At 71.8% G+C, this 20462-nt stretch carries 18 protein-coding genes and 2 tRNA genes; 15 read left to right on the plus strand and 5 right to left on the minus strand.

All coding sequences use genetic code 11. From position 1 onward, the window contains the following. The first annotated feature begins 19 nt into the window (after positions 1 to 19). The gene (locus ACZ63H_RS14030) at positions 20 to 844 is read left to right on the plus strand and encodes a GNAT family N-acetyltransferase (protein WP_469864633.1); all 825 of its coding nucleotides are present in this window, start codon (positions 20 to 22) and stop codon (positions 842 to 844) included. A gap of 41 nt (positions 845 to 885) precedes the next feature. On the opposite strand, the gene ACZ63H_RS14035 is transcribed toward ACZ63H_RS14030, so the two are convergent. Next, complete coding sequence (locus tag ACZ63H_RS14035; protein WP_469864635.1) at positions 886 to 1413, minus strand: DsbA family protein; 528 nt, start codon at positions 1411 to 1413, stop codon at positions 886 to 888. Positions 1414 to 1600: 187 nt separating this feature from the next. Here ACZ63H_RS14035 and ACZ63H_RS14040 point away from each other — a divergent pair, with 187 nt between their 5' ends. After that, positions 1601 to 2041 carry a hypothetical protein gene (locus ACZ63H_RS14040; protein WP_469864636.1) on the plus strand — a complete coding sequence of 147 codons (441 nt, stop codon included), beginning with the start codon at positions 1601 to 1603 and terminating at the stop codon, positions 2039 to 2041. Positions 2042 to 2195: 154 nt separating this feature from the next. After that, complete coding sequence (locus ACZ63H_RS14045; RefSeq protein WP_167345734.1) at positions 2196 to 2348, plus strand: hypothetical protein; 153 nt, start codon at positions 2196 to 2198, stop codon at positions 2346 to 2348. 96 nt (positions 2349 to 2444) lie between these two features. On the opposite strand, the gene ACZ63H_RS14050 is transcribed toward ACZ63H_RS14045, so the two are convergent. Then, positions 2445 to 3005 carry a CGNR zinc finger domain-containing protein gene (locus tag ACZ63H_RS14050; protein ID WP_469864638.1) on the minus strand — a complete coding sequence of 187 codons (561 nt, stop codon included), beginning with the start codon at positions 3003 to 3005 and terminating at the stop codon, positions 2445 to 2447. Between the two features lie 388 nt (positions 3006 to 3393). After that, positions 3394 to 3807 (minus strand): SsgA family sporulation/cell division regulator, encoded by a 414-nt coding sequence (locus ACZ63H_RS14055; RefSeq protein WP_004002642.1) that lies wholly within the window; start codon positions 3805 to 3807, stop codon positions 3394 to 3396. Positions 3808 to 3998: 191 nt separating this feature from the next. Between ACZ63H_RS14055 and ACZ63H_RS14060 the strand changes: the two genes are divergently transcribed. The 10 genes from ACZ63H_RS14060 to ACZ63H_RS14105 all read left to right on the plus strand — a co-directional run bounded on the left by ACZ63H_RS14060 (position 3999) and on the right by ACZ63H_RS14105 (position 14766). Continuing rightward, complete coding sequence (locus ACZ63H_RS14060) at positions 3999 to 4463, plus strand: TIGR02611 family protein (RefSeq protein WP_469864640.1); 465 nt, start codon at positions 3999 to 4001, stop codon at positions 4461 to 4463. Positions 4464 to 4547: 84 nt separating this feature from the next. Further along, positions 4548 to 4619: transfer RNA gene (locus tag ACZ63H_RS14065), tRNA-Val, on the plus strand. 1246 nt (positions 4620 to 5865) lie between these two features. Next, positions 5866 to 6939: an alpha/beta fold hydrolase gene (locus tag ACZ63H_RS14070; RefSeq protein ID WP_469864641.1), complete on the plus strand. Its 1074-nt coding sequence runs from the start codon at positions 5866 to 5868 to the stop codon at positions 6937 to 6939. Positions 6940 to 7192: 253 nt separating this feature from the next. Continuing rightward, a complete protein-coding gene (locus tag ACZ63H_RS14075) occupies positions 7193 to 8476 on the plus strand; it encodes an ABC transporter substrate-binding protein (RefSeq protein WP_469864643.1) in 1284 nt (427 codons plus the stop codon). Between the two features lie 11 nt (positions 8477 to 8487). Continuing rightward, positions 8488 to 9447: a carbohydrate ABC transporter permease gene (locus tag ACZ63H_RS14080; RefSeq protein ID WP_469864645.1), complete on the plus strand. Its 960-nt coding sequence runs from the start codon at positions 8488 to 8490 to the stop codon at positions 9445 to 9447. Further along, entirely contained in the window at positions 9444 to 10343 is a 900-nt protein-coding gene (locus tag ACZ63H_RS14085) for a carbohydrate ABC transporter permease (protein ID WP_469864647.1), read from the plus strand. The genes ACZ63H_RS14080 and ACZ63H_RS14085 overlap by 4 nt, the downstream gene beginning before the upstream one ends. A 3-nt stretch (positions 10344 to 10346) precedes the next feature. Continuing rightward, on the plus strand, positions 10347 to 10946 hold the full coding sequence (locus ACZ63H_RS14090) for a hypothetical protein (RefSeq protein ID WP_469864649.1): 600 nt from the start codon (positions 10347 to 10349) through the stop codon (positions 10944 to 10946). 392 nt (positions 10947 to 11338) lie between these two features. Next, on the plus strand, positions 11339 to 14077 hold the full coding sequence (locus ACZ63H_RS14095; protein ID WP_469864651.1) for an exo-rhamnogalacturonan lyase family protein: 2739 nt from the start codon (positions 11339 to 11341) through the stop codon (positions 14075 to 14077). 131 nt (positions 14078 to 14208) lie between these two features. Continuing rightward, entirely contained in the window at positions 14209 to 14655 is a 447-nt protein-coding gene (locus tag ACZ63H_RS14100; protein ID WP_469864653.1) for an SRPBCC family protein, read from the plus strand. A 39-nt stretch (positions 14656 to 14694) separates the two neighbouring features. Beyond that, positions 14695 to 14766: transfer RNA gene (locus ACZ63H_RS14105), tRNA-Val, on the plus strand. Positions 14767 to 14831: 65 nt separating this feature from the next. On the opposite strand, the gene ACZ63H_RS14110 is transcribed toward ACZ63H_RS14105, so the two are convergent. After that, positions 14832 to 15557, minus strand: a complete 726-nt coding sequence (locus ACZ63H_RS14110; RefSeq protein WP_469864655.1) for an exonuclease domain-containing protein — start codon at positions 15555 to 15557, stop codon at positions 14832 to 14834. 413 nt (positions 15558 to 15970) lie between these two features. Between ACZ63H_RS14110 and thrS the strand changes: the two genes are divergently transcribed. After that, positions 15971 to 17947, plus strand: coding sequence for a threonine--tRNA ligase (thrS, locus tag ACZ63H_RS14115; protein ID WP_469864657.1), 1977 nt, complete (start codon positions 15971 to 15973; stop codon positions 17945 to 17947). Between the two features lie 104 nt (positions 17948 to 18051). Beyond that, positions 18052 to 18609, plus strand: a complete 558-nt coding sequence (locus ACZ63H_RS14120) for an HIT family protein (protein ID WP_469864659.1) — start codon at positions 18052 to 18054, stop codon at positions 18607 to 18609. Between the two features lie 36 nt (positions 18610 to 18645). Here ACZ63H_RS14120 and ACZ63H_RS14125 read toward each other — a convergent pair whose 3' ends face one another. Further along, entirely contained in the window at positions 18646 to 20292 is a 1647-nt protein-coding gene (locus tag ACZ63H_RS14125) for a hypothetical protein (protein WP_469864661.1), read from the minus strand. Between the last annotated feature and the right edge of the window lie 170 nt (positions 20293 to 20462).

Raw genomic sequence — 20462 nt, forward strand, 5'->3', positions numbered from 1 at the left:
CGTGGGTAGAACACCTGTGATGACGACGACCCTGCGGCCGGCCGAGCCGCTCCGGCAGAACCCCGACGGGACCCGCTCACGGCGCTTCGCGGTGTGCGTGAACAGCCGTCCCGTCGGCGAGATCCACCTCGGCACCTCGCCGTCCCTCGGCGACCCGGTGGCCCGCATCATCGACCTGCGGATCGCCGGGCCCGACCGGCGGCGCGGACGGGGCACGGTGGCGGCGCTCGCCGCGGAGGAGGTGGCCCGCGGCTGGGGCTGCGTGCAGATGGAGGTCCTGGTGCCCGTCGCGGCCGACGCCGCCCTGGGCCTGTTCCGCACCCTCGGCTACACCGTGCGCAACCGCGGCATGGAGAAACGCCTCGGCGGCAGCCCGCCCGCGCTGCCCGAGGGCAGCCGCGCGCGGCCCATGACGGAGGAGGAGTACGGCGCCTGGCTGGCGGCGGAGAGCGAGCGGTTCGCCCGCACGTGGATCGATCTCGGCGTCCCCGAGGCCGCCGCCCGGGCCAAGTCCCGCGACGACCACGCCCGGCTGCTGCCGCAGGGCCTCGCGACCGACGGCATGCTCTTCAGCGTGCTGGAACACGAGGGCAGCGCGGTGGGCACCCTGTGGGTGGCGGTGCAGGAGACCAAGGCGTTCGTGTTCGACGTGCAGACGTCCCCGGCCCACCGGGGCCGCGGACACGGCCGTGCGCTCATGCTCCTCGCGGAACGCCAGGCGGCCGGGTCCGGCCGCCGCGTCCTCGGCCTCAACGTCTTCACGGGCAACACCCCCGCCGAGCACCTGTACACGTCACTCGGCTACGAACCGGTGCTCCACTGCCTGAGCAAGCCCTTGCTGTAGCCGGTGCCCGGGGGCGGACCGCCCCCGGGCGGCGCTCGGGCCTATCCGGCGGCGCGGTCGGCCAGCAGGCGGTCCGCGATGTCCTCGATGCGCGCGCGCAGGCCCTCCTGGCTCTTGCCGCCGTCGAGACGCTCACCGCCGATGACGTACGTCGGCGTACCGGTCACGCCGATCGCCTTTCCCTCGGCCTGGTCGGCGTCCACGGCCAGGATGTGCCGGCCGTCGATCAGCGCGGTGTCGAACTCCTCCGCGTCCAGTCCCAGCTCCCGCGCCACCTCGACCAGGAAGGGTTCTCCCTGACGGTCCAGCTCCGCGACCCGCTCCAGTACGGCCTCCACGTACGGCCAGCCCTTGCCCTGCTCCAGCGCCTCCTCGGCGGCCTGCGCGGCGGCGAAGGAGTGCTTGTGCTTCTCCAGCGGGAAGTGCCGCAGCCGCAGCCGGAGCCGGTCGCCGTAGCGGGCGCGCAGGGCGCGTACGTCGTCCAGGGCGGTACGGCAGTCGGGGCACTGCAGCTCGCACCAGACGTCGAGGACGAGGGGATCGGCGTGTGCGGGGGAGGAGTCGCTCATGCCCACCAGTCTTCCAGGCCGGGCGGGGGCGCCCCAACCGGGACCTCGGCGCACGCGGCCGGCCGCGCACCGGTACTTCCGGAGGGGAGGACCCGGAGATGTCCCTGATGTCCGGCTGGACCATGGCCCCGCGGGGATCGGGCGGTGCACGATGGAAGCGACGAACCGAGCCCGCCAGGAGGACCGGATGCTTCCCGAGACAGTCTGCTCCGCCGTTTCCGTGGCGGGCCTGGGTATCGCGGTGGTCACGGCCTACCGCAGACGCTTCCTGACGGCGGCCCGCCTCGCGGCCTACTCGCTCGTGCCGATCGGCCTGGTGATGACCGGGGTCGTCGGCTGGCTCGCCGACACCGCGCTGAGCCCCACCGCCTGGGCGGGCTTCGGGGTGCTGGGCGCGGCCTGGCTCCTGTTCACCGGCACCCGCGCGGTGGAGCGCCGGCGCGGCGCCACCGGCGCCGGACGCGCGGAGCGGGAGGCGGTGGCGCCCGCCGCTTCGGCACCGCCCCTGGGCGGGGCCACCCGCCCCACGGCACGCCCCGCCGGCCCCCGGTCCGCCGGGCCCCGCTCCGCCGGCGCGGCGGACGACTTCAGCGACATCGAGGCCATCCTCAAGAAGCACGGCATATGACAGTCACATAACTGGCTGAAGGGTCACAGACGGTTCCCGGGGCGGCCGGAATCGTTCACCATCCGAACGAGACCTCACGGTAATCGGTGCAACCTGCGAGATCACCGGGCGCCGATCGCGGCCGGGCGCCGGGTGCGCCATGATCTGCCGCGAGATGCTGGACACTACGCAGAGCGAGGCCGCGCCGCCGAAGGACGAGCCTCGCGGGTGCCTCTTCGCCCTTTCCCAGCCACCGCTGATGATCTTTCTGGCGGTGATCGGGTGCCTGCTGCTCATGGCTGCGCTGCACGACCTGCTGCTGCTGTGAGCCGTACACGTCTGTCCCGGCGCCACCCGCCGGGACAGACGTCGCATCGGCGCACCGCCCGGGCACCGTGCGCAGCCGTCCCCGGTCCGTCTCCGCTCAGCCCGCCGCCTCCTTGCGCCGCGCCCGGTAGGCGGCGACGTGCAGCCGGTTCCCGCAGGTGCGGCTGTCGCAGTAGCGGCGCGAGCGGTTGCGGGAGAGATCCACGAAGGCACGCCGGCAGTCCGGCGCCTCACAGCGCCGCAGCCGTTCCTGCTCCCCGGCCACCACGAAGAAGGCCAGCGCCATCCCGCAGTCGGCGGCGAGATGGTCGGCCACGGAGGCGCCCGGCGCGAAGTAGTGCACATGCCAGTCGTAGCCGTCGTGATCGGTCAGGCGGGGAGTGGTCCCCGCACCGGCGACCAACTCGTTGATCAGCACCGCCGCGGACCGGGCGTCCGGGGCCGCGAAGATCGCCGAGAACCGCGCCCTGATCCTGCGCACCGCCGAGAGGTCCAGGGCCGACAGCACACCGACATCGCTGATCTTGTGGCTTCTTACGAATTCCGCGAGTGCCTGGAGATCGGGCAGGCCGTCCGCCGCCGCGTCGTCCTCGGGCGCGGAGTTCACCAGATCCACCACGGTGTCGAGGGCGCACCGGGTGTCGTGGGTGATCAGCACGTTTCGCTCCCTGGCCTGGGGGTCGGGCGGGCGCCCGCCGATGCTGGCCGATGGTAGCGACAACCGGGCCGACCGCACCCCTCCTTCGCGGCCCCGATCACCGGGAGAACGCCCTCCTGCACCCTCCTGCCCCAAGGGGCTCCCGGCCGCCGGGCCCGGGCCGTGCGGTGGCACCGGGGCGGCGGGCGCGGCGCGCGTACGGAGGCCGGCCCGGGGTGCCGCACACACCCGGTGGTCGACCGCTCGCGCACCGCGGCCGGCGGCGGCAGACCGGCGCCGCCCCGTGAACGCTCACGACGGCGGCGCCGGTCCGTTGCCGTATGCGGTTGTCTTGGCCCGAGCCGTCTCCCCGAGTGGACGGCGCCGGGCTGCTTCGAAGGGCCGCGGTCTAGCTCTCCGCCAGGATGTGCGACAGCTCCTGATCCAGGTCGAAGTGCCGGTGTTCCGTGCCGGGCGGCACGGCGGCGTCGGTTCGCTTCAGGAAGGACTCCAGGGCCCGCGCGGGGGCCTCCAGCAGCGCCTCTCCCTCCGGGGAGCTGAGGGCGATGCACACGACCCCCTGACCATGGCTGCGGGATGGCCAGACGCGGACGTCGCCGGTGCCGGTGGGCCGGTGCAGGCCCTCGGCGAGGAGGTCGCGGGCGAACACCCACTCGACGGTCTCCTCGGCTCCGGTGTGGAAGGTGGCGTGCACGGCGTAGGGGTCGGCCGTGTCGTACCGCAGGCCTGCGGGGACAGGCAGGGAGGACTCGCTCGACACAACGAGGCGCAGGTGCAGCTCGCAGCTGACCGTGGTGTTCATAAGCGCCAGGGCCTTTCGCTCAGTGTGCGCTCGGGGATTCGCACGTCGGCGAAATCGACATGCCACCTACGGTGCCGTTGTAAACCCCTCTGAGGGTTTTGCGTGTGTTTACGTAACTCTTCCGGCCGAGAACTCGTACCGGATCGACCGCCATTCCGGTGACTGGATTCACTCGGGTAGGGTTTGTCTGTATGAATACGGGGAGTGACGAGCCGGGTGAGGTCGTCGTGACGGCAGACAAGGCGAAGGCGGGCCGGTCCGAGGCCGGTGAGGAAGCCGACCGCGGGCTCGGCTCACGGGCGCCGGAATTCGTCAAGGAACGCAGACTCCTGCACCTGAGCTGGCAGGTCGGGGTCTTCGTGGTCGGCCTCGCGGTGGTCGTCGCGGGGATCATCATGCTGCCCCTGCCCGGCCCCGGCTGGGTGGTGATCTTCGGTGGCATGGCCATCTGGGCGACCGAGTTCGTCTGGGCCCAGCTCGTGCTGCGCTGGACCAAACGCAAGGTCACCGAGGCGGCCCAACGGGCCCTCGACCCCAAGGTGCGCCGCCGCAACATCACCCTCACCGTGATCGGCCTGGTCGTCATCGGCGTGCTCGCCGGGATCTACCTCTGGAAGTTCGGCCTCGTCATGCCCTGGAAGATCAAGGATCAGTGAGGCGGCCGCGGGGGCCGGTCGCGTCCGCCGCCCGGCCCCGGTCGGAAGCACCCCCTGACATGCGGTAATGTTCTTCCTGCGCCCGGGCGATTAGCTCAGTGGGAGAGCGCTTCGTTCACACCGAAGAGGTCACTGGTTCGAACCCAGTATCGCCCACCCGGACCGACGGCCCGCCTGTGACATGCAGGTGGGCCGTCGGCGTATCCCGAGCGTGTTCCAGGCCCTGGGCGAGCGGTGCCTCCTGCGCCGACAGGCCCCTGTCGTCCCTTGGGGGCGGTGTGCGGCCCCGCCGGCCGGGACCCGGCCCCTCGGTGGCGGGGCGGGCCGGGAAGGCCTTCAGGGGCCCGTGAGGCGGACGTGGTGGGGTGGGCCCTGAGGCGAGACCGTCCCAGCCGCCGCGACAGGCCGCCGCACGCCGGACCGAGCCGTGCACACCCGCACACCGAGACGGACACCGGACACGGGCGCTCGCCCCGGCCGAGGCTCCCGGCCCGGCCGCAGGCCGCGTCGGACCGGTGTACGCCCGGGCGACGGCGCGACTACCCGGCCCTCGTCGAACGTCGGACCCTCTCCGGAGGGCAGCGGCGCCCTCACCACCGCCCTCGCCGCGACCGCCACCGTCGCCGCGGCACTCGCCGTCCGCGCCCTGCCGGCCGCGCGGCGCGTGCCCGCCGTGCCCCGACCCCCTCTCCGGAGCCGGCCTCAGGCCCCTGGCCGTTCTCCCGGTCTCGCCGGCCGGTGCCCTGAGAGCGAGCCCACCGTGTTCAGTGTCCGACGCGGCGCGGGGGTGTTCACGGCTCGGGCCGGGGACCGGCTCCCGGGCGCGGGCATTCACCGGCTCGGACCGGCGTCACCGGCGGTCCGACGCCACCGCCCATCCGCCGTCACCGGCGGTCATCCGACGCCCCCGCCCATTCGGCACCGCCGCCCGTCCGGCCTCACCGGCGGTCCGGCGTCGCCGTCCATCCGGCGTCACCACTCGCTCCGGCATCCGGCTCGGGGCGTGAGCGTGAACCCGCCCGGGCCGGGACCCCGCCGGGCGCCCCGGTCCGCCCGGCATCCGGCTCGCCGTACCGGCGTGCAACGGCGGCCCTCGCCGGCACCTCCGCAGGTCCCAGCGCCCGTTTTGCCGAAACGGCAACAACCCTCGTCGTGGCCCGGCCACGCACCGGATCATCATGACGAGCTCCCGGGCGGCAGGCCCCGCCCAGCCCGACAGACGCCTCATCGGTCCGCACCGTCCGCCCGGCAGTATCCCGCTCACCGGCCCCCACAAGGCCGCCGGCGGCAACCCGCTCACGTCCCCCGCCGCACGGCACCCCGACCCCCGCGCCCCACCCCAGGGACACCGCTCGGACACCACCCCCAGCTCTCGCAAGCCACAGGAGACCCAGGAGGCCCCATGCAACCCGCCGCCAGCCCCGCGACCGCGTCCGCCCCCTCCACCGCCGCCCCCACGCACCGCCTCCTCCCCTCCCCGGCGGGCCGTATCCATCTGGTCGAGCAGGGCAGTGGCCCCTTGGTGCTGCTGCTGCACGGTTTCCCGGAGTCGTGGTACGCCTGGCGGCACCAGCTGCCGGCGCTCGCCGCGGCCGGTTACCGCGCGGTGGCGATCGACGTCCGGGGGTACGGCCGCTCCTCCAGGCCAAAGGCCGTGGAGGCGTACCGGATGCTCGACCTGGTGGCGGACAACGTCGCCGTGGTGGAGGGGCTGGGCGAGCGCTCCGCCGTGCTCGTCGGACACGACTGGGGCGCGACGATCGCCGCCATGTCCACGTTGACCAGGCCGGATGTGTTCCGGGCCGTGGGTCTGCTCGGAGTGCCGTACACCCCACCGGGCGGTCCCCGCCCCAGCGAGGTCTTCGCCCGGATGGGCGGAGCCGCCGACGGTGACGAGCCCGGCACCGGGGGACCCGGCGAGGCGAGGCCGGGCCCCCACAGCCCGCCGGAGTTCTACGTCTCCTACTTCCAGCGCCCGGGCCGGGCCGAAGCCGAGATGGAACCCGACGTGCGCGGCTGGCTCGCCGGTTTCTACGCGGCGCTGTCCGCCGACACCATGCCCGCCCCCGGCGCTCCCGACCCGCACTTCGTCGGGGCCGGCGGCACCCTGCGCGAACGTTTCCCCACCGGCGTGCTGCCCTCCTGGCTGGGGGAGCGGGACCTCGACGTCTACGCCGGAGAGTTCGAGCGGACGGGGATGACCGGGGCGCTGAACCGGTACCGGAACATGGACCGGGACTGGGCCGACCTGGCCGCTTACGCGGGGGCGCCGATCACGCGGCCCTCGCTGTTCGTCGGGGGCGAGCGGGACGCCTCCCTCGCCTGGCTGGCCGGCGCGGTCGAGGCGTACCCCGAGACGCTGCCCGGTCTGCTCGGTTCGCACATCCTGGACGGTTGCGGGCACTTCGTGCAGCAGGAGCGTCCGCGGGAGACGAACCGGATCCTGCTCGACTGGCTGGCCTCCCTGCCCGTCTGATTCCCCGTTGATTTCCCGTCCGGTCCGTTCGGCCCGTCGGCCACGCTTCCCCCACCAGTGGGAACGGCCGGCGGGCCGGTCGGTTCCCGCCCGGGGGAGAGGGCGACGGCGCGGGTACGCCGCGTCCACCGCCCGCAAGAAAATCCCGCCCGGGTCATTGACGCACCTCGGACCCCTTCGTACCTTGTGCCAGCAAGCGCTTACTTGAAACGATTCATGCGCGTGGCGAAGGTGCTGCGGGGAGGGCCCGACTGTGGGAACCAGGAATCTTGACAGGCGTACGATCCTGAAGGCGGCCGGGGCGTCGGCGGCCACGCTCGGGCTGGCCGCGACCACCGGCTGCGGTGGCGGAAGCGGCTCCGGGAACGGCGCGGTGACCATCCGTTACTCCTGGTGGGGTGCCGAGGAGCGGGCCAAGAAGATCAACCAGTCGATCGCCCTCTTCGAGCAGAAATACCCGAAGATCAAGGTAAAAACCGACTTCCAGACGTATGAATCGTTCTGGGAGAAGTTCCAGACCCAGGCCGCCGGCGGAAACCCCCCGGACGTTTTCCAAAGCGCCGTCACTTTTCTCAGGAAGTACGACAAGCGCGGAATTCTTCTCGATCTCAGGCCTCAGGTGGAGGCCGGCCATCTGAGCCTGGATCACTTTCGCGCGGGTGTCACGAAGGTCGGCGAGGTCGACGGCAAGCAGCTCGGAATTCCGGTCGGTTCCAACACCATGTCGCTCGTCGTCGACAAGAGGCTCTTCCGGAAGGCGGGCGTCGAGCCGCGGCCGGGCTGGACCTGGGACGAGTACTTCAAGGCCCTGAAGACCGTCCACGACAAGACGAAGGTCCCGGGGGACACCGGCTACTTCACCATCATGTACCTGTACGACCTCTACCTCCGCCAGAACGGCAAGGCCTTCTTCACCGGCGACGGACTCGGCTTCGACGAGGCCGACCTGACGGAGTGGTGGACCGACGGCCTGAACCGGGTCAGGGCCGGCCTCGTCACCGACCCGAAGGTCGTCCAGCAGGACAAGCCCAAGTCCTCCCTCTCCGCGGGTCACGGCGCCTCCGAGTTCACCTGGGACAACTTCACCGTCCGCTACTCGGCGGAGGGCGACAGCGAGTACGGCCTCGCGCCCATCCCCACCACGGACGGCAGGCACACCGGCCAGTACCTCGCCTCCCTGATGCTCAGCGGCTCCGCCCGCACCTCGCACCCCAAGGAGGTCGCGCAGTTCATCGACTTCATGGTCCACGACTCCCGGGTCGGCAGGATCATGGGTTACGACCGCGGCATCCTCGCGAGCACCGAGCAGTACGCGGCCTACCGGCCCGCCGACGCGACCGACAAGGAGATCGCGCGGTACGAGGAGGACACCGCCAAGGCCGGCGTCCTCGGCACGATCACCCCGCACCCGTCCGGTGCCGACACCGTCGAGGCCGCCTTCCTGCGCCTCGGCGGTGACCTCGGGCAGGGCAGGACCAAGGCATCCGACGCGGTGAAGCAGTTCTTCACCGAGGCCCAAGCCGCCTTCCAGGCCTGATGGGAAACGCCGTGACGCTCGTCAAGGACTCCGTGCCCGCGACCCGCGGCGCGCGCCCGGCCGCCACCGCGAGGACCGGGCGGCCGGGCCGGCGGCGGGAGAACCTCGCCGGCTACCTGTTCATGTCCCCCTGGATCGCCGGCTTCCTGCTGCTGACCGCGGGCCCGATGATCGCCTCGCTCTACTTCGCGTTCACCGACTACAACCTCTTCACCAGCCCCAAGTGGGTCGGTCTCGGCAACTTCACCAGGATGTTCGAGGACCCGCGCTGGCAGAAGTCGGTGGAGGTGACGGCCAAGTACGTCGTCATCGGCACCCCGCTCAAGCTGCTGCTCGCCCTCGGCGTCGCCCTGCTCCTCGCGCAGAGCCGCCGGGGCCAGGCCTTCTACCGGGCCGCCTTCTACGCCCCCTCGCTCATCGGCGCGAGCGTCTCGGTCGGCTTCGTCTGGCGCTCGCTGTTCTCCGACGGCGCCGTCGTGGACCGTACGCAGAGCTTCCTCGGCTTCCACGTCGGCGGCTGGGTCGGCAACGCGGACTGGGTGCTGTACTGCCTGGTCGCGCTGACCGTCTGGCAGTTCGGGGCGCCGATGGTCATCTTCCTGGCCGGGCTCAAGCAGGTCCCCAAGGAGCTGTACGAGGCGGCCGAGATGGACGGCGCCGGGCCCCTGCGCAGGTTCTGGAACATCACCCTGCCGATGATCTCCCCGGTCCTGTTCTTCAACGTGCTGCTGGAGACCATCCACTCCTTCCAGATCTTCGGCTCGGCCTACGTCGTCTCCAACACCGCCTGCGGACCGGCCGACGCGACGCTCGTCTACACCTGCTACCTCTACCAGCAGGGCTTCAAGAACGCCCAGATGGGCTTCGCCTCCGCCATGGCCTGGATGCTGCTGCTCGCCGTGGCGCTGGTGACGGCCGGCCTCTTCTGGTCCCAGAAGAGGTGGGTGCACTACGAGGAGGACGCCCGATGAGCGCGACCACCACCAAGGCCCCGGTGAGCGGGGCCGCCGTCCGCACCCCGGGCCCGGGCCGCCGGCGGGCCGGCTCCCTCGCCTGGCACCTCGGCGCCCTGCTCGTCCTGGCCGTCATCCTCTACCCGGTCGTCTGGGTGCTCGGCGCCTCGTTCAAGCCCGGCAAGGACATCGTCAACAGCCTCACGCCGTTCCCGTCCCACCCCGTCCTGTCCAACTTCAAGGGCCTCGCCGACGGCATAGCGGACATCAGGATCTGGACGTTCTTCCAGAACTCCCTGCTCTACGCGGGCGGCGCGGTCGTCGGCGTCCTGATCTCCTGCTCGCTGACCGCGTACGCCTTCGCGCGCATCAGGTTCGCCGGCCGCAACCTGCTGTTCTCCCTCATGATCGGCACGCTGCTGCTGCCGTACCACGTGCTGCTGATCCCGCAGTACGTGCTGTTCCAGAAGCTGGAGCTGGTCAACACCTACGTCCCGCTGCTGATCGGCAAGTACCTCGCCACCGAGGCATTCTTCGTCTTCCTCATGGTGCAGTTCATGCGGAACCTGCCCCGGGAACTGGACGAGGCCGCCCGCCTGGACGGCTGCGGACACCTGCGCACCTACTGGTCGATCGTGCTGCCGCTGTGCCGGCCCGCGCTCATCACCAGCGCGATCTTCACCTTCATCAACGCCTGGAACGACTTCATGGGCCCGCTGATCTACCTCAACGAGCCCGGCAAGTACACCGTCTCCCTGGGTCTGATGATGTTCCGCGACTCCGACGGCGTGGCCGCCAACTACGGCGGCATGATCGCCATGTCGCTGGTCGCGCTGCTGCCGGTGCTGCTGTTCTTCCTCGCCTTCCAGCGCTATCTGATCGACGGCATGGCGACCTCCGGACTGAAGGGCTGAGCCATGTCCTCTGCACGGGTGAGACCGCGCCGGGAGTCCGGGTTCGCGGAGCGGTACGGCGTCTTCGCCGAGTCGCTGCTGACCGGCGTGTGGATCGCGGTGGGCTGCCTCGGCGTGGTCACCTACCCGGCCGCGTTCGCCGCCGGCGCCCGGCATCTGCGCCGGCGCACGGCCCACCAGGGCGGTGGCCGGCGGGAGTTCGCCGCCGACTTCCGCTCCGCGCTGCGCGGGGGCTGGATCGTCGGCGCCGCCGGCTGGGCCGCCGCGGCGATCGCCTGGCTGGACGTGCGGGCCGCGCACGCCGGACTGCCCGGAGGTCCGCCGGTCGGTGCCGTCGGACTGCTCGCGCTGCTCGCGCTGCTCGGGCTCGCGGTGGCGGGGCTGCGGGCGGCGGCGGTGTGGACGCCGGGGGAGCGCTGGCGGGTCCTGCTCGCCGATGCCGGGCGCCGTACCGTACGGGACCCGGCGGGCTCGTTCCTGCTGGTCGGCGGAGCCGTGCTGACCTGCTGTTCCGCCCTGCTCATCGCTCCGCTGGCGGTCCCCGTGCTGGGGGTCGTGGCCGCGGCGGCCGTCGCCGTCGAGGAACGCTGCCGCCGCCGCTGACACCGGCCCGCCGGGGCCGGCCGCCGCGGCGACCCGCGACGCCCGCCCGGTGCCGGACGCGCCCGGAGTCGGCGGCCCGTCGAGCGCGGCGCCACCGGAAACCCGGCAACGGCCCGGCTCCCGGAACGCCACCGGAACCGGCGGTCACCGAAGACCGAGGCCCCACCGGAAACCCGGCAACGGCCCGGCCCCCGGAACCACCGGAACCTGCGGGTCACCGAAGACCGAGGTCCCGTAAGCCACCGGCGCCCGGACTCCGGCTCCGCGGGACGAGCGGTCTTCGCGGCCCGGGCGCCGCCGGACCCGCGGCCCCCCGCTCCGGGACCGGCGCCCTGGACGCCGTACCCACATCTGTCATGTCCCTGACCGCATTGCCCACGGAAGGAACGGCCATGTCCCCCATCCCCCGCAGGTCCCTCCTCAAGGCCGCCGCCGTCGCCGGAGCGGCCGCCCAGTTCAGCCGGGCCCTGGGCGCCCAGGACGCCGCCGCCGCGCCCGCCCCCGCGCCCGACGGCGCCGACCCGGTGACCCTGGACTGGCTGGAGGACGGCGGTCTCGGCGCCGCACCCGGGACCACGGTCGGCGTGCCCTGGCCGATGGGCGCCCACCGGGAGGACCAGTCCTTCGCGGTCACGGACGCCGACGGCCGGGACGTACCCGTCCAGAGCTGGCCGCTCGCCTACTGGCCCGACGGCTCCCTGAAGTGGACCGCCCACGCCGTCGGTACCGGCACCGGCAAGCTCACGCTGGCCACCGGCACCCCGGCCGCACCCGCGAAGAAGGTCACCGTCGACCGGAGCGGCGGCACCGTCGACGTCTCCACCGGCGTCATCACCGCGAGGATCGGCAAGAACGGTTCCACGCTGATCAAGTCCGTCACCCGCGGCTCCACCGAGATCGCCCGGAACGGCCGGCTCGTCCTGCTGCGCCAGCCCGAGATCGAGGACGAGGACCAGGGCACGGTGAAGACCGAACGCTTCGACGGCGCCGTCTCCGGGGTCACCGTCGAACAGGACGGACCGGTCCGGGCCGTCGTCCGCATCGACGGCAAGCACCGCAAGGGCGACCGGGAATGGCTGCCGTTCTCCCTCCGCCTGTACTTCTACGCCGGCTCCGACTCCTTCCGCATGGTGCACACGCTCACCTTCGACGGCGTCCAGGAGCCCGGCAGGGCGAGCGGCGACTTCATCCGCGGCCTAGGCGTCCGCTTCACCGTGCCGATGCGCGACGCGGCCCACGACCGGCACATCCGCGTCGGCGGCGAGGGCACCGGCCTGCTGCGCGAGGCCGTCCAGGGCGTCACCGGACTGCGCCGCGACCCCGGCGCCGCCGTGCAGGCCGCCCAGTACGAGGGCAGGAAGCTGCCCGACCCGGCCACCTGGGACCAGCGGGTGACCACCCGCCTGCAGTACGTCCCGCACTGGGGCGACTACACCCTCGCCCAGCTCTCCGCCGACGGCTTCACCGTCCGCAAGCGCACCAAGAAGGGACACGGCTGGATCACCGCCGGCGGCGGCCGGCGCGCCTCCGGATTCGGCTACGTCGGCGGCGCGAGCGGCGGCCTCTCCTTCGGCCTGCGCGACTTCTGGGAGAAGTTCCCCGCCCAGCTCGACATCCGCGACGCCCACACCGACCAGGCCACCGTCACCCTCTGGCTCTGGTCGCCCGAGGCCCAGCCCATGGACCTGCGCTTCTACCACGACGGCATGGACCAGGACACCTATGCCGAACAGCTGGAGGGCCTCAACATCACCTACGAGGACTACGAAGGCGGCTTCGGCACCCCCTACGGCATCGCCCGCACCAGCGAACTCCTGTTCTGGGCCAACGACACCACCCCCGCCGCCGACACCCTCGCCCGGCAGGCCCGGGCCGTACGCGTCCTGCCCCAGCTCGCCGCCCCGCCCGGCCGGCTCATCGAGGCCAAGGTCTTCGGCCCCGGCCTGTACTCCGAGCCCGACCGCTCCACCCCGGCCAAGGCGAAGATCGAGGACCACCTCGACTTCCTCTTCGCCTACTACAAGGACCAGGTGGAGACGCGCCGCTGGTACGGCTTCTGGGACTACGGCGACATCATGCACACCTACGACTCCGCCCAGCACGTGTGGCGCTACGACATCGGCGGCTACGCCTGGGACAACTCCGAACTCTCGCCCGACCTGTGGCTCTGGTACGCCTACCTCAGGAGCGGCCGCTCCGACATCTTCCGCTTCGCCGAGGCCATGACCCGGCACACCGGCGAGGTCGACGTCTACCACCTCGGCACCTGGGCCGGCCTCGGCACCCGGCACGGCGTCCAGCACTACGCCGACAGCGCCAAACAGCAGCGCATCGCCAACACCACCTACCGCCGCTTCTACTACTTCCTCACCGCCGACGAACGCGTCGGCGACCTCATGCACGCCAACGTCGACTCCGACGAGACCTTCCTCGTCCTCGACCCCCAGCGCAAGGTCCGCACCGACCCCTACACCCCCGACCGGCACGCCCTGTCCATCGGCTTCGGCACCGACTGGAGCGGCCTGGTGTCGGCCTGGCTCACCGAGTGGGAGCGCAGGGGACCCAAGTGGGAGAAGGCCAGGGCGCGCGTGCTGTCCACGATGGAGGGCATCGCCGCCCAGCCCAACGGCTTCGTCCAGGGCAGCGGGCTGTACGACCTCGACACCGGCAGGTTCGCCGTCGCCGACCGCCCGGCCGTCTCCGTCTCCCACCTCTCGGCCGCCTTCGGGCTCAACGAACTGTGCGCCGAACTCATCCACCTCGTCGACATGCCGAAGTTCAAGGAGGCCTACCTGGACTACTGCCGCTACTTCAACGCCACCAAGGCCGAACAGGCCGCCCGCTACGGCACGAACTTCGGCAGCCTGCTGCTCTTCCAGGGGCACTCGCGCCTCGACGCCTACGCCGCCGTACAGACCGGGGACGCGGCCCTCGCCAAGCGGGCCTGGGCCAAGTTCTACGCCTCCGACGGCTACACCGAGTCCTCCCCCTGGAAGATCGAGAGGCTGACCGGACCGGCCACCCTCGTCGAAGGCGGCGAGGCGGCCTGGGTGTCCACCAACGACACCGCCCTCTACGGTCTCGCCGCCATCGAGAACCTCGCCCTGCTCGGCGACCGCATGCCGGCCTGACGGCAACGGGAGAGCGGAGCGCCGCGGCACGGGCGGCGGCGCCCGCCCCCCCCGAGCGTGCCCCGGCCCACGGCGCGGCGCATGAGTACGGGTACTCGGATGAGCGCGCCACTTCCGGGCACACTCGGCCCATGGACCTCCACCACTACCGCTTCCGCAGCCTGTGGCCCCTGTCCGCCCCGCCGGCCGCCGTCTACGCCGCGCTGGAGAAGGTCGAGGACTACCCCCGCTGGTGGCCCCAGGTGCGGTCGGTGACCCGACTGACCGACCGGAGCGGCGTGATCGTCATCCGGTCCGCGCTGCCCCTCGCCCTCACCTCCACCGTGCGGCAGACCCGCCGCGACCCGGCCGCAGGCGTCCTGGAGGCGGCCCTCTCCGGAGACCTCCACGGCTGGGCCCGCTGGACGATCACCCCCGGCGGCCCCGGCACCCTGGCCCGCTACGACCAGGCGGTCCACGTGGAAAGGCCGCTGCTCAGGCGGCTCGCGCTGCCCGGTCGGCCGCTGTTCCGCCTCAATCACCGCCTGATGATGCGGGCCGGACGGCGCGGACTGCTGCGCCGGCTGGAGACGGTTTGAACGAAGGGCGCCCGGACCTGTATTGTTCAGTGCGTTCCCGGGCGATTAGCTCAGTGGGAGAGCGCTTCGTTCACACCGAAGAGGTCACTGGTTCGAACCCAGTATCGCCCACCGGGAAAGGCCGGTCCGCCGCAGCGGACCGGCCTTCTTCATGCCGCCCCGTGCGCGGCGCCGCCTCACGCAGCCGCCGGCAGCTCCGGCCGCAGCGGCCACTGCGTGCACACCGTCTCCTCGGAACCGCTGCGCGCGAACCACGCCTGCAACCCGCGCGCCTGCGCCGCGTGCCACTCCACCTGGAGCGCGTGCAGCTCGGCGGGGGACAACCGCTCCAGCCGGGTCGCGAAACGCCGCCCCAGCGCCCGTACGACCTCCAGCGCGGCCAGCGCGTCCGCCGCCGCGTCATGCGCGCCCTGCAACGGCACGCCGTAGTGCGCGCACAGGTCGGCCAGCGTGCGGCGGCCCTTGCGGTACCGGTCCAGCTGCCGGTCCAGCACCCGGGGGTCCAGCACCTTCAGCGGCACCGAGTCGCACCAGCGCCCCAGCGACGACGCCCGGTGCCGGCGCAACTCCCGGTCCAGGATCGTCAGGTCGAACGGCGCGTTCATCACCACCAGCGGACGCCCCAGCGTCGCGTGCTCCGCCAGCTGCTCCGCTATCTCGTACATCACCGGCGCCGGCCAGCGCCCGTTGTGCTGGAGGTGCTCCTCCGTCAGCCCGTGCACCGCCGTCGCCGCCTCCGGCACCGGCACCCCCGGATTCACCAGCCACCGCGACACCCGGGGCCGGGTCCCCGGCGCGTCCTGGACGACGACGGCGGCCGACACGATCCGGTCGGTCTCCACGTCCACGCCCGTCGTCTCCGTGTCGAAGGCGGCCAGCGGCCCCTCGTACCAGCTCGTCATCCCGACTCCTCGCTCACCCGTGACAGTTGACGTTCCGTCTTCTGCCCGTTTGGTGATACCCGGGCCGTTTGCGCCGTACGCCCGCCGGAATCCAACAGGGCAGTGCGGCAACGCCGTTGGCACTCCACGGCGATAACGCCGCCGGGGCATACGCCAGTTGGGTACGGGAAGGGCGTGGGCCGGGGCGACGTACGGATCCGGCGGGCGGCGGCGGGGCCGAGCCGCCGGACGCCACGGCGGCCGGATCCCGCCCGGCCCCCGTGCGCCGGCCCCGCCCCGGGAGCCACGGCGTACGTGTAATCGGACTGGTGCGAGGAGTAACCGTTTCGCGGTCGGCGCCGTCGGGTCGGTACGATCGCCAGTGCGCGCGCTCCTGGTATGGCGCCGCACCCACCTTCAGTCAGGAGAGACCGGTGTCAGACGTCCGTGTGATCATCCAACGCGATTCCGAGCGGGAAGAACGCGTGGTGACGACGGGCACTACGGCCGCCGACCTCTTCGCGGGCGAGCGCTCGATCATCGCCGCACGCGTGGGCGGCGAGCTGAAGGACCTCACCTACGCACTGTCCGACGGCGACGAGGTCGAGGGCGTCGAGATCTCGTCCGAGGACGGCCTGAACATCCTGCGCCACTCCACCGCGCACGTCATGGCGCAGGCCGTCCAGGAGATCTTCCCCGAAGCCAAGCTGGGCATCGGCCCGCCCGTCAAGGACGGCTTCTACTACGACTTCGACGTCGAGCGGCCGTTCACGCCCGAGGATCTCAAGGCCGTCGAGAAGAAGATGCAGGAGATCCAGAAGCGGGGCCAGAGGTTCTCCCGCCGCGTCGTCACCGAGGAGGCCGCCCGCGAGGAGCTGGCGGACGAGCCGTACAAGCTGGAACTGATCGGCCTCAAGGGCTCCGCCTCCAGCGACGACGGCGCGGACGTCGAGGTCGGCGCCGGCGAGCTGACGATCTACGACAACCTGGACGCCAAGACCGGCGAGCTGTGCTGGAAGGACCTGTGCCGCGGTCCCCACCTGCCCTCCACCCGGCTCATCCCGGCGTTCAAGCTGATGCGCAACGCCGCCGCGTACTGGCGCGGCAGCGAGAAGAACCCGATGCTCCAGCGCATCTACGGCACCGCCTGGCCGTCCAAGGACGAGCTGAAGGCGCACCTGGACTTCCTCGCCGAGGCCGAGAAGCGCGACCACCGCAAGCTCGGCACCGAGCTGGACCTCTTCTCGATCCCCGAGCAGATCGGCTCCGGCCTGGCCGTCTTCCACCCCAAGGGCGGCATCGTCCGCCGCGTGATGGAGGACTACTCGCGCCGCCGCCACGAGGAAGAGGGCTACGAGTTCGTCTACACCCCGCACGCCACGAAGGGGAAGCTCTTCGAGACGTCCGGGCACCTGGACTGGTACGCCGAGGGCATGTACCCGCCCATGCAGCTCGACGAGGGCGTGGACTACTACCTCAAGCCCATGAACTGCCCGATGCACAACCTGATCTTCGACGCCCGCGGCCGGTCGTACCGGGAGCTGCCGCTGCGCCTGTTCGAGTTCGGGACCGTGTACCGGTACGAGAAGTCGGGCGTCGTGCACGGCCTGACCCGCGCGCGGGGCTTCACGCAGGACGACGCGCACCTCTACTGCACCCGTGAGCAGATGGCCGGGGAACTGGACAGGACGCTCACCTTCATCCTCGGCCTGCTGCGGGACTACGGCCTGACCGACTTCTACCTGGAGCTGTCGACCAAGGACCCGGAGAAGTTCGTCGGTACCGACGAGGCATGGGAGGAGGCGACCGAGACCCTGCGCCAGGTCGCCGAGAAGCAGGGCCTGCCCCTCGTTCCGGACCCGGGCGGCGCCGCCTTCTACGGCCCGAAGATCTCCGTCCAGGCGCGCGACGCCATCGGCCGGACCTGGCAGATGTCGACCCTCCAGCTCGACTTCAACCTGCCCGAGCGGTTCAACCTGGAGTACACCGGCCCGGACGGCTCCAAGCAGCGCCCGGTCATGATCCACCGTGCGCTGTTCGGCTCCATCGAGCGGTTCTTCGCCGTCCTCCTGGAGCACTACGCGGGCGCCTTCCCGGCGTGGCTGGCCCCGGTGCAGGCGATCGGCATCCCGATCGGCGACGCGCACGTGGAGTACCTGGAGAAGTTCACGGCCGCGGCCCGGAAGAAGGGCCTGCGCGTCGAGGTGGACTCCTCCTCGGACCGCATGCAGAAGAAGATCCGGAACGCGCAGAAGCAGAAGGTGCCGTTCATGGTCATCGCCGGCGACGAGGACATGTCCAACGGCTCGGTGTCCTTCCGCTACCGCGACGGCTCGCAGGAGAACGGCATCCCGTTCGACGAGGCCATCGCGAAGATCGCGAAGGTCGTCGAGGAGCGCGCCCAGATCTGATCCGTCCGCGCTTCGGGCCCCCGGGACCACCGTCCCGGGGGCCCGCTCGCGCGCGCGGCCCCCGGAGTCCGCCCCGGCGGCACGGTGGGCGGGGGTGACGCCATATGCTGCCTAGCATGACGAGTGAGCCGGAGCAGCAGATCGGAGTGGGGACGCAGGACGCGTTCCAGCGTCTGTGGACGCCCCACCGGATGGCCTACATCCAGGGCGAGAACAAGCCGACCGGTCCGGGAGCCGGCGACGGCTGCCCCTTCTGCTCGATCCCGGCCAAGTCGGACGAGGACGGGCTGATCGTGCGGCGCGGTGAGCAGGTGTACGCCGTCCTCAACCTGTACCCGTACAACGGCGGCCACCTGATGACCGTGCCCTACCGGCACGTCGCCGACTACACCGAGCTGACCGGGGCGGAGACCGCCGAGCTGGCGGAGCTGACCAAGCAGGCGATGACCGCCCTGCGCACCGCGTCCGGCGCGCACGGCTTCAACATCGGGATGAACCAGGGCACGGTCGCGGGCGCCGGCATCGCCGCGCACCTGCACCAGCACATCGTGCCGCGCTGGGGCGGGGACACGAACTTCATGCCGGTGGTGGGGCACACGAAGGTGCTGCCGCAGCTGCTGGCCGACACCCGGAAGATGCTGGCGGAGGCCTGGCCCGCCTAGCCGGGCGGCGGGTGCCCTCCGGTGGAGGGCACCCGGTCACGCGTCGTAGAGATCGGCCTTCTTCGGCATCGGGTCCTGGACGTTGCCGCTGAGGAACGCCGAGCGGGCGCCGAACTTCTCGGTGTTCACGCCGTTCTCCTCCAGCACCTTGATCGCCGCCGAGTGCACCACGCGCAGCACCGGCGTGGCCGCGCGCAACGCGTCGTCGGCCATGAAACGATGCCGCCAGGGCTGGTCGGCCCAGGCGTGCCGCAGACCGAACGGCTCGGGCAGGCCGAGGGAGCCGCCGAGCCAGTTCAGCAGCGGCGGGTACCAGGTCAGCGGGGCGCGGACGGCGAGCCGCACGACCTCGTCCGCGGTGACCAGCGGCAGCTTGATGGTGCGGTTCTCCCAGGGCTTGAGGGACTTGGCGACCTCCTTGGTCGGGGCCTCCGGCTTGCTGGTGAACAGCGGGTTCACCGGACCGAGCGCGTGCCCGGTGACCTCGATGCGCAGGGTCTGGTGCAGCACGGTGACGGTGATCAGCATGGTGATGACCAGCTGTCCGTCCCACAGGGTCCACTGCACGCCCAGGTAGTGCCGGTCGCCGCTGCCGAACTGCTGCTTGTTGCAGATCTCCTGTATGGCGTGCGGCTTGATCTGGAACGCCTCGACGTCGGCGCCCTCGGGGCGGGAGACCGCCGTGGCCTTCTCACCGATCGGCGTGACGATCCAGTGCCGTACCGACGGCTTGGGGAAGCCGCCCGTGTGCAGCGGGCCGCGCTCCAGGAGGGCCAGCTGGTCGTGGATCGCGCGTATCACGTCCCAGCTGCGGAAGGGGTGGATCTCCCGGCCGGCGTCGGCGGGCACCAGGTCCTCCGCGAGCTGCCAGGCACCCCAGCGGGTGCCCATGCCGAGTATGCCCTTGGGGCCGGCGTAGAAGACCGAGTTGGACTGCTGCTCGGCGCTCAGCCGGGCCAGGGACTGGCGCAGTTCCTCGGCGGCGGTGTGGCCGGGGCCGCGCGGCACGGCCTCCGGGATCTTGGCGCCGACGCTGGTGCCGGAGAGCAGGCCGTCCCAGCGGGCGCGCAGATCGTGGGCGGTGCGCTCGCACAGGCGCTTGGCCCAGAACCAGCCGAGCACGGGGGCGATCACACACGCGCGGGCGTACCAGGCCCAGAAGCCGCCGAACGGCATCTTGACCAGGAACAGCGCGGCGAGCAGGCCGACGCCCAGCAGGAGGGTGGTGGCCAGCGTCCCGGCCCGCTTGTCGTCGCGCCGGGCGACGAAGGAGCGCAGCAGGAAGACGAGCAGCCAGACGAGGAAACCGGGCAGGAAGACGAGCCCGCAGACGAGGGTGATGAGGCTCAGCCGATTGTCCCGCTCCCGGCGGATGTTGTTGGCGGCCAGGGCGTGTTCCACCACGAACTGCGGTTCCGTGCCGAAGGACTGGATCAGCGGTTTGCGGCCGGCGGACAGCATCCGGTCCACCAGGGCCCGCGAGAACGCCTCGCCCAGATTCGGGCGGAACATCTTGATCCGGCCGGCCTTGACGGTCGACTGGTGCCACTCGTTGTCGGCCTTCTTGATCTCCTCGATCGGGCTGTCCCGGTATACCGCGGAGGCCAGCGCGGCGGTCGCCGCCTGTCCCTCGCCGACCGAGACGGGTACCTGGGGCCCGTCCCACTCCGTTCCTATCGACATTCCCGCCCCCATCGCCGCCGGTGCCGTGCCTGCGGCCTTCCCGACTTACCTGCTCCGCACACCTGTTGGACCGGTCGTGGGGGGGGGGGGGGGGGGGGGGGGGGGGGGGGGGGGGGGGGGGGGGGGGGGGGGGGGGGGGGGGGGGGGGGGGGGGGGGGGGGGGGGGGGGG

This window comes from Streptomyces sp. NPDC104831, from assembly GCF_055583025.1.

Excerpts from the sequence above, each read along its gene's own strand:
- ACZ63H_RS14030 (WP_469864633.1), top strand. The coding sequence starts at position 20 with ATGACGACGACCCTGCGGCCGGCCGAGCCGCTCCGGCAGAACCCCGAC.
- ACZ63H_RS14035 (WP_469864635.1), bottom strand. The coding sequence starts at position 1,413 with ATGAGCGACTCCTCCCCCGCACACGCCGATCCCCTCGTCCTCGACGTC.
- ACZ63H_RS14040 (WP_469864636.1), top strand. The coding sequence starts at position 1,601 with ATGCTTCCCGAGACAGTCTGCTCCGCCGTTTCCGTGGCGGGCCTGGGT.
- ACZ63H_RS14045 (WP_167345734.1), top strand. The coding sequence starts at position 2,196 with ATGCTGGACACTACGCAGAGCGAGGCCGCGCCGCCGAAGGACGAGCCT.
- ACZ63H_RS14055 (WP_004002642.1), bottom strand. The coding sequence starts at position 3,807 with ATGAACACCACGGTCAGCTGCGAGCTGCACCTGCGCCTCGTTGTGTCG.
- ACZ63H_RS14060 (WP_469864640.1), top strand. The coding sequence starts at position 3,999 with ATGAATACGGGGAGTGACGAGCCGGGTGAGGTCGTCGTGACGGCAGAC.
- ACZ63H_RS14070 (WP_469864641.1), top strand. The coding sequence starts at position 5,866 with ATGCAACCCGCCGCCAGCCCCGCGACCGCGTCCGCCCCCTCCACCGCC.
- ACZ63H_RS14085 (WP_469864647.1), top strand. The coding sequence starts at position 9,444 with ATGAGCGCGACCACCACCAAGGCCCCGGTGAGCGGGGCCGCCGTCCGC.
- ACZ63H_RS14090 (WP_469864649.1), top strand. The coding sequence starts at position 10,347 with ATGTCCTCTGCACGGGTGAGACCGCGCCGGGAGTCCGGGTTCGCGGAG.
- ACZ63H_RS14095 (WP_469864651.1), top strand. The coding sequence starts at position 11,339 with ATGTCCCCCATCCCCCGCAGGTCCCTCCTCAAGGCCGCCGCCGTCGCC.
- ACZ63H_RS14100 (WP_469864653.1), top strand. The coding sequence starts at position 14,209 with ATGGACCTCCACCACTACCGCTTCCGCAGCCTGTGGCCCCTGTCCGCC.
- ACZ63H_RS14110 (WP_469864655.1), bottom strand. The coding sequence starts at position 15,557 with ATGACGAGCTGGTACGAGGGGCCGCTGGCCGCCTTCGACACGGAGACG.
- ACZ63H_RS14120 (WP_469864659.1), top strand. The coding sequence starts at position 18,052 with ATGCTGCCTAGCATGACGAGTGAGCCGGAGCAGCAGATCGGAGTGGGG.
- ACZ63H_RS14125 (WP_469864661.1), bottom strand. The coding sequence starts at position 20,292 with ATGTCGATAGGAACGGAGTGGGACGGGCCCCAGGTACCCGTCTCGGTC.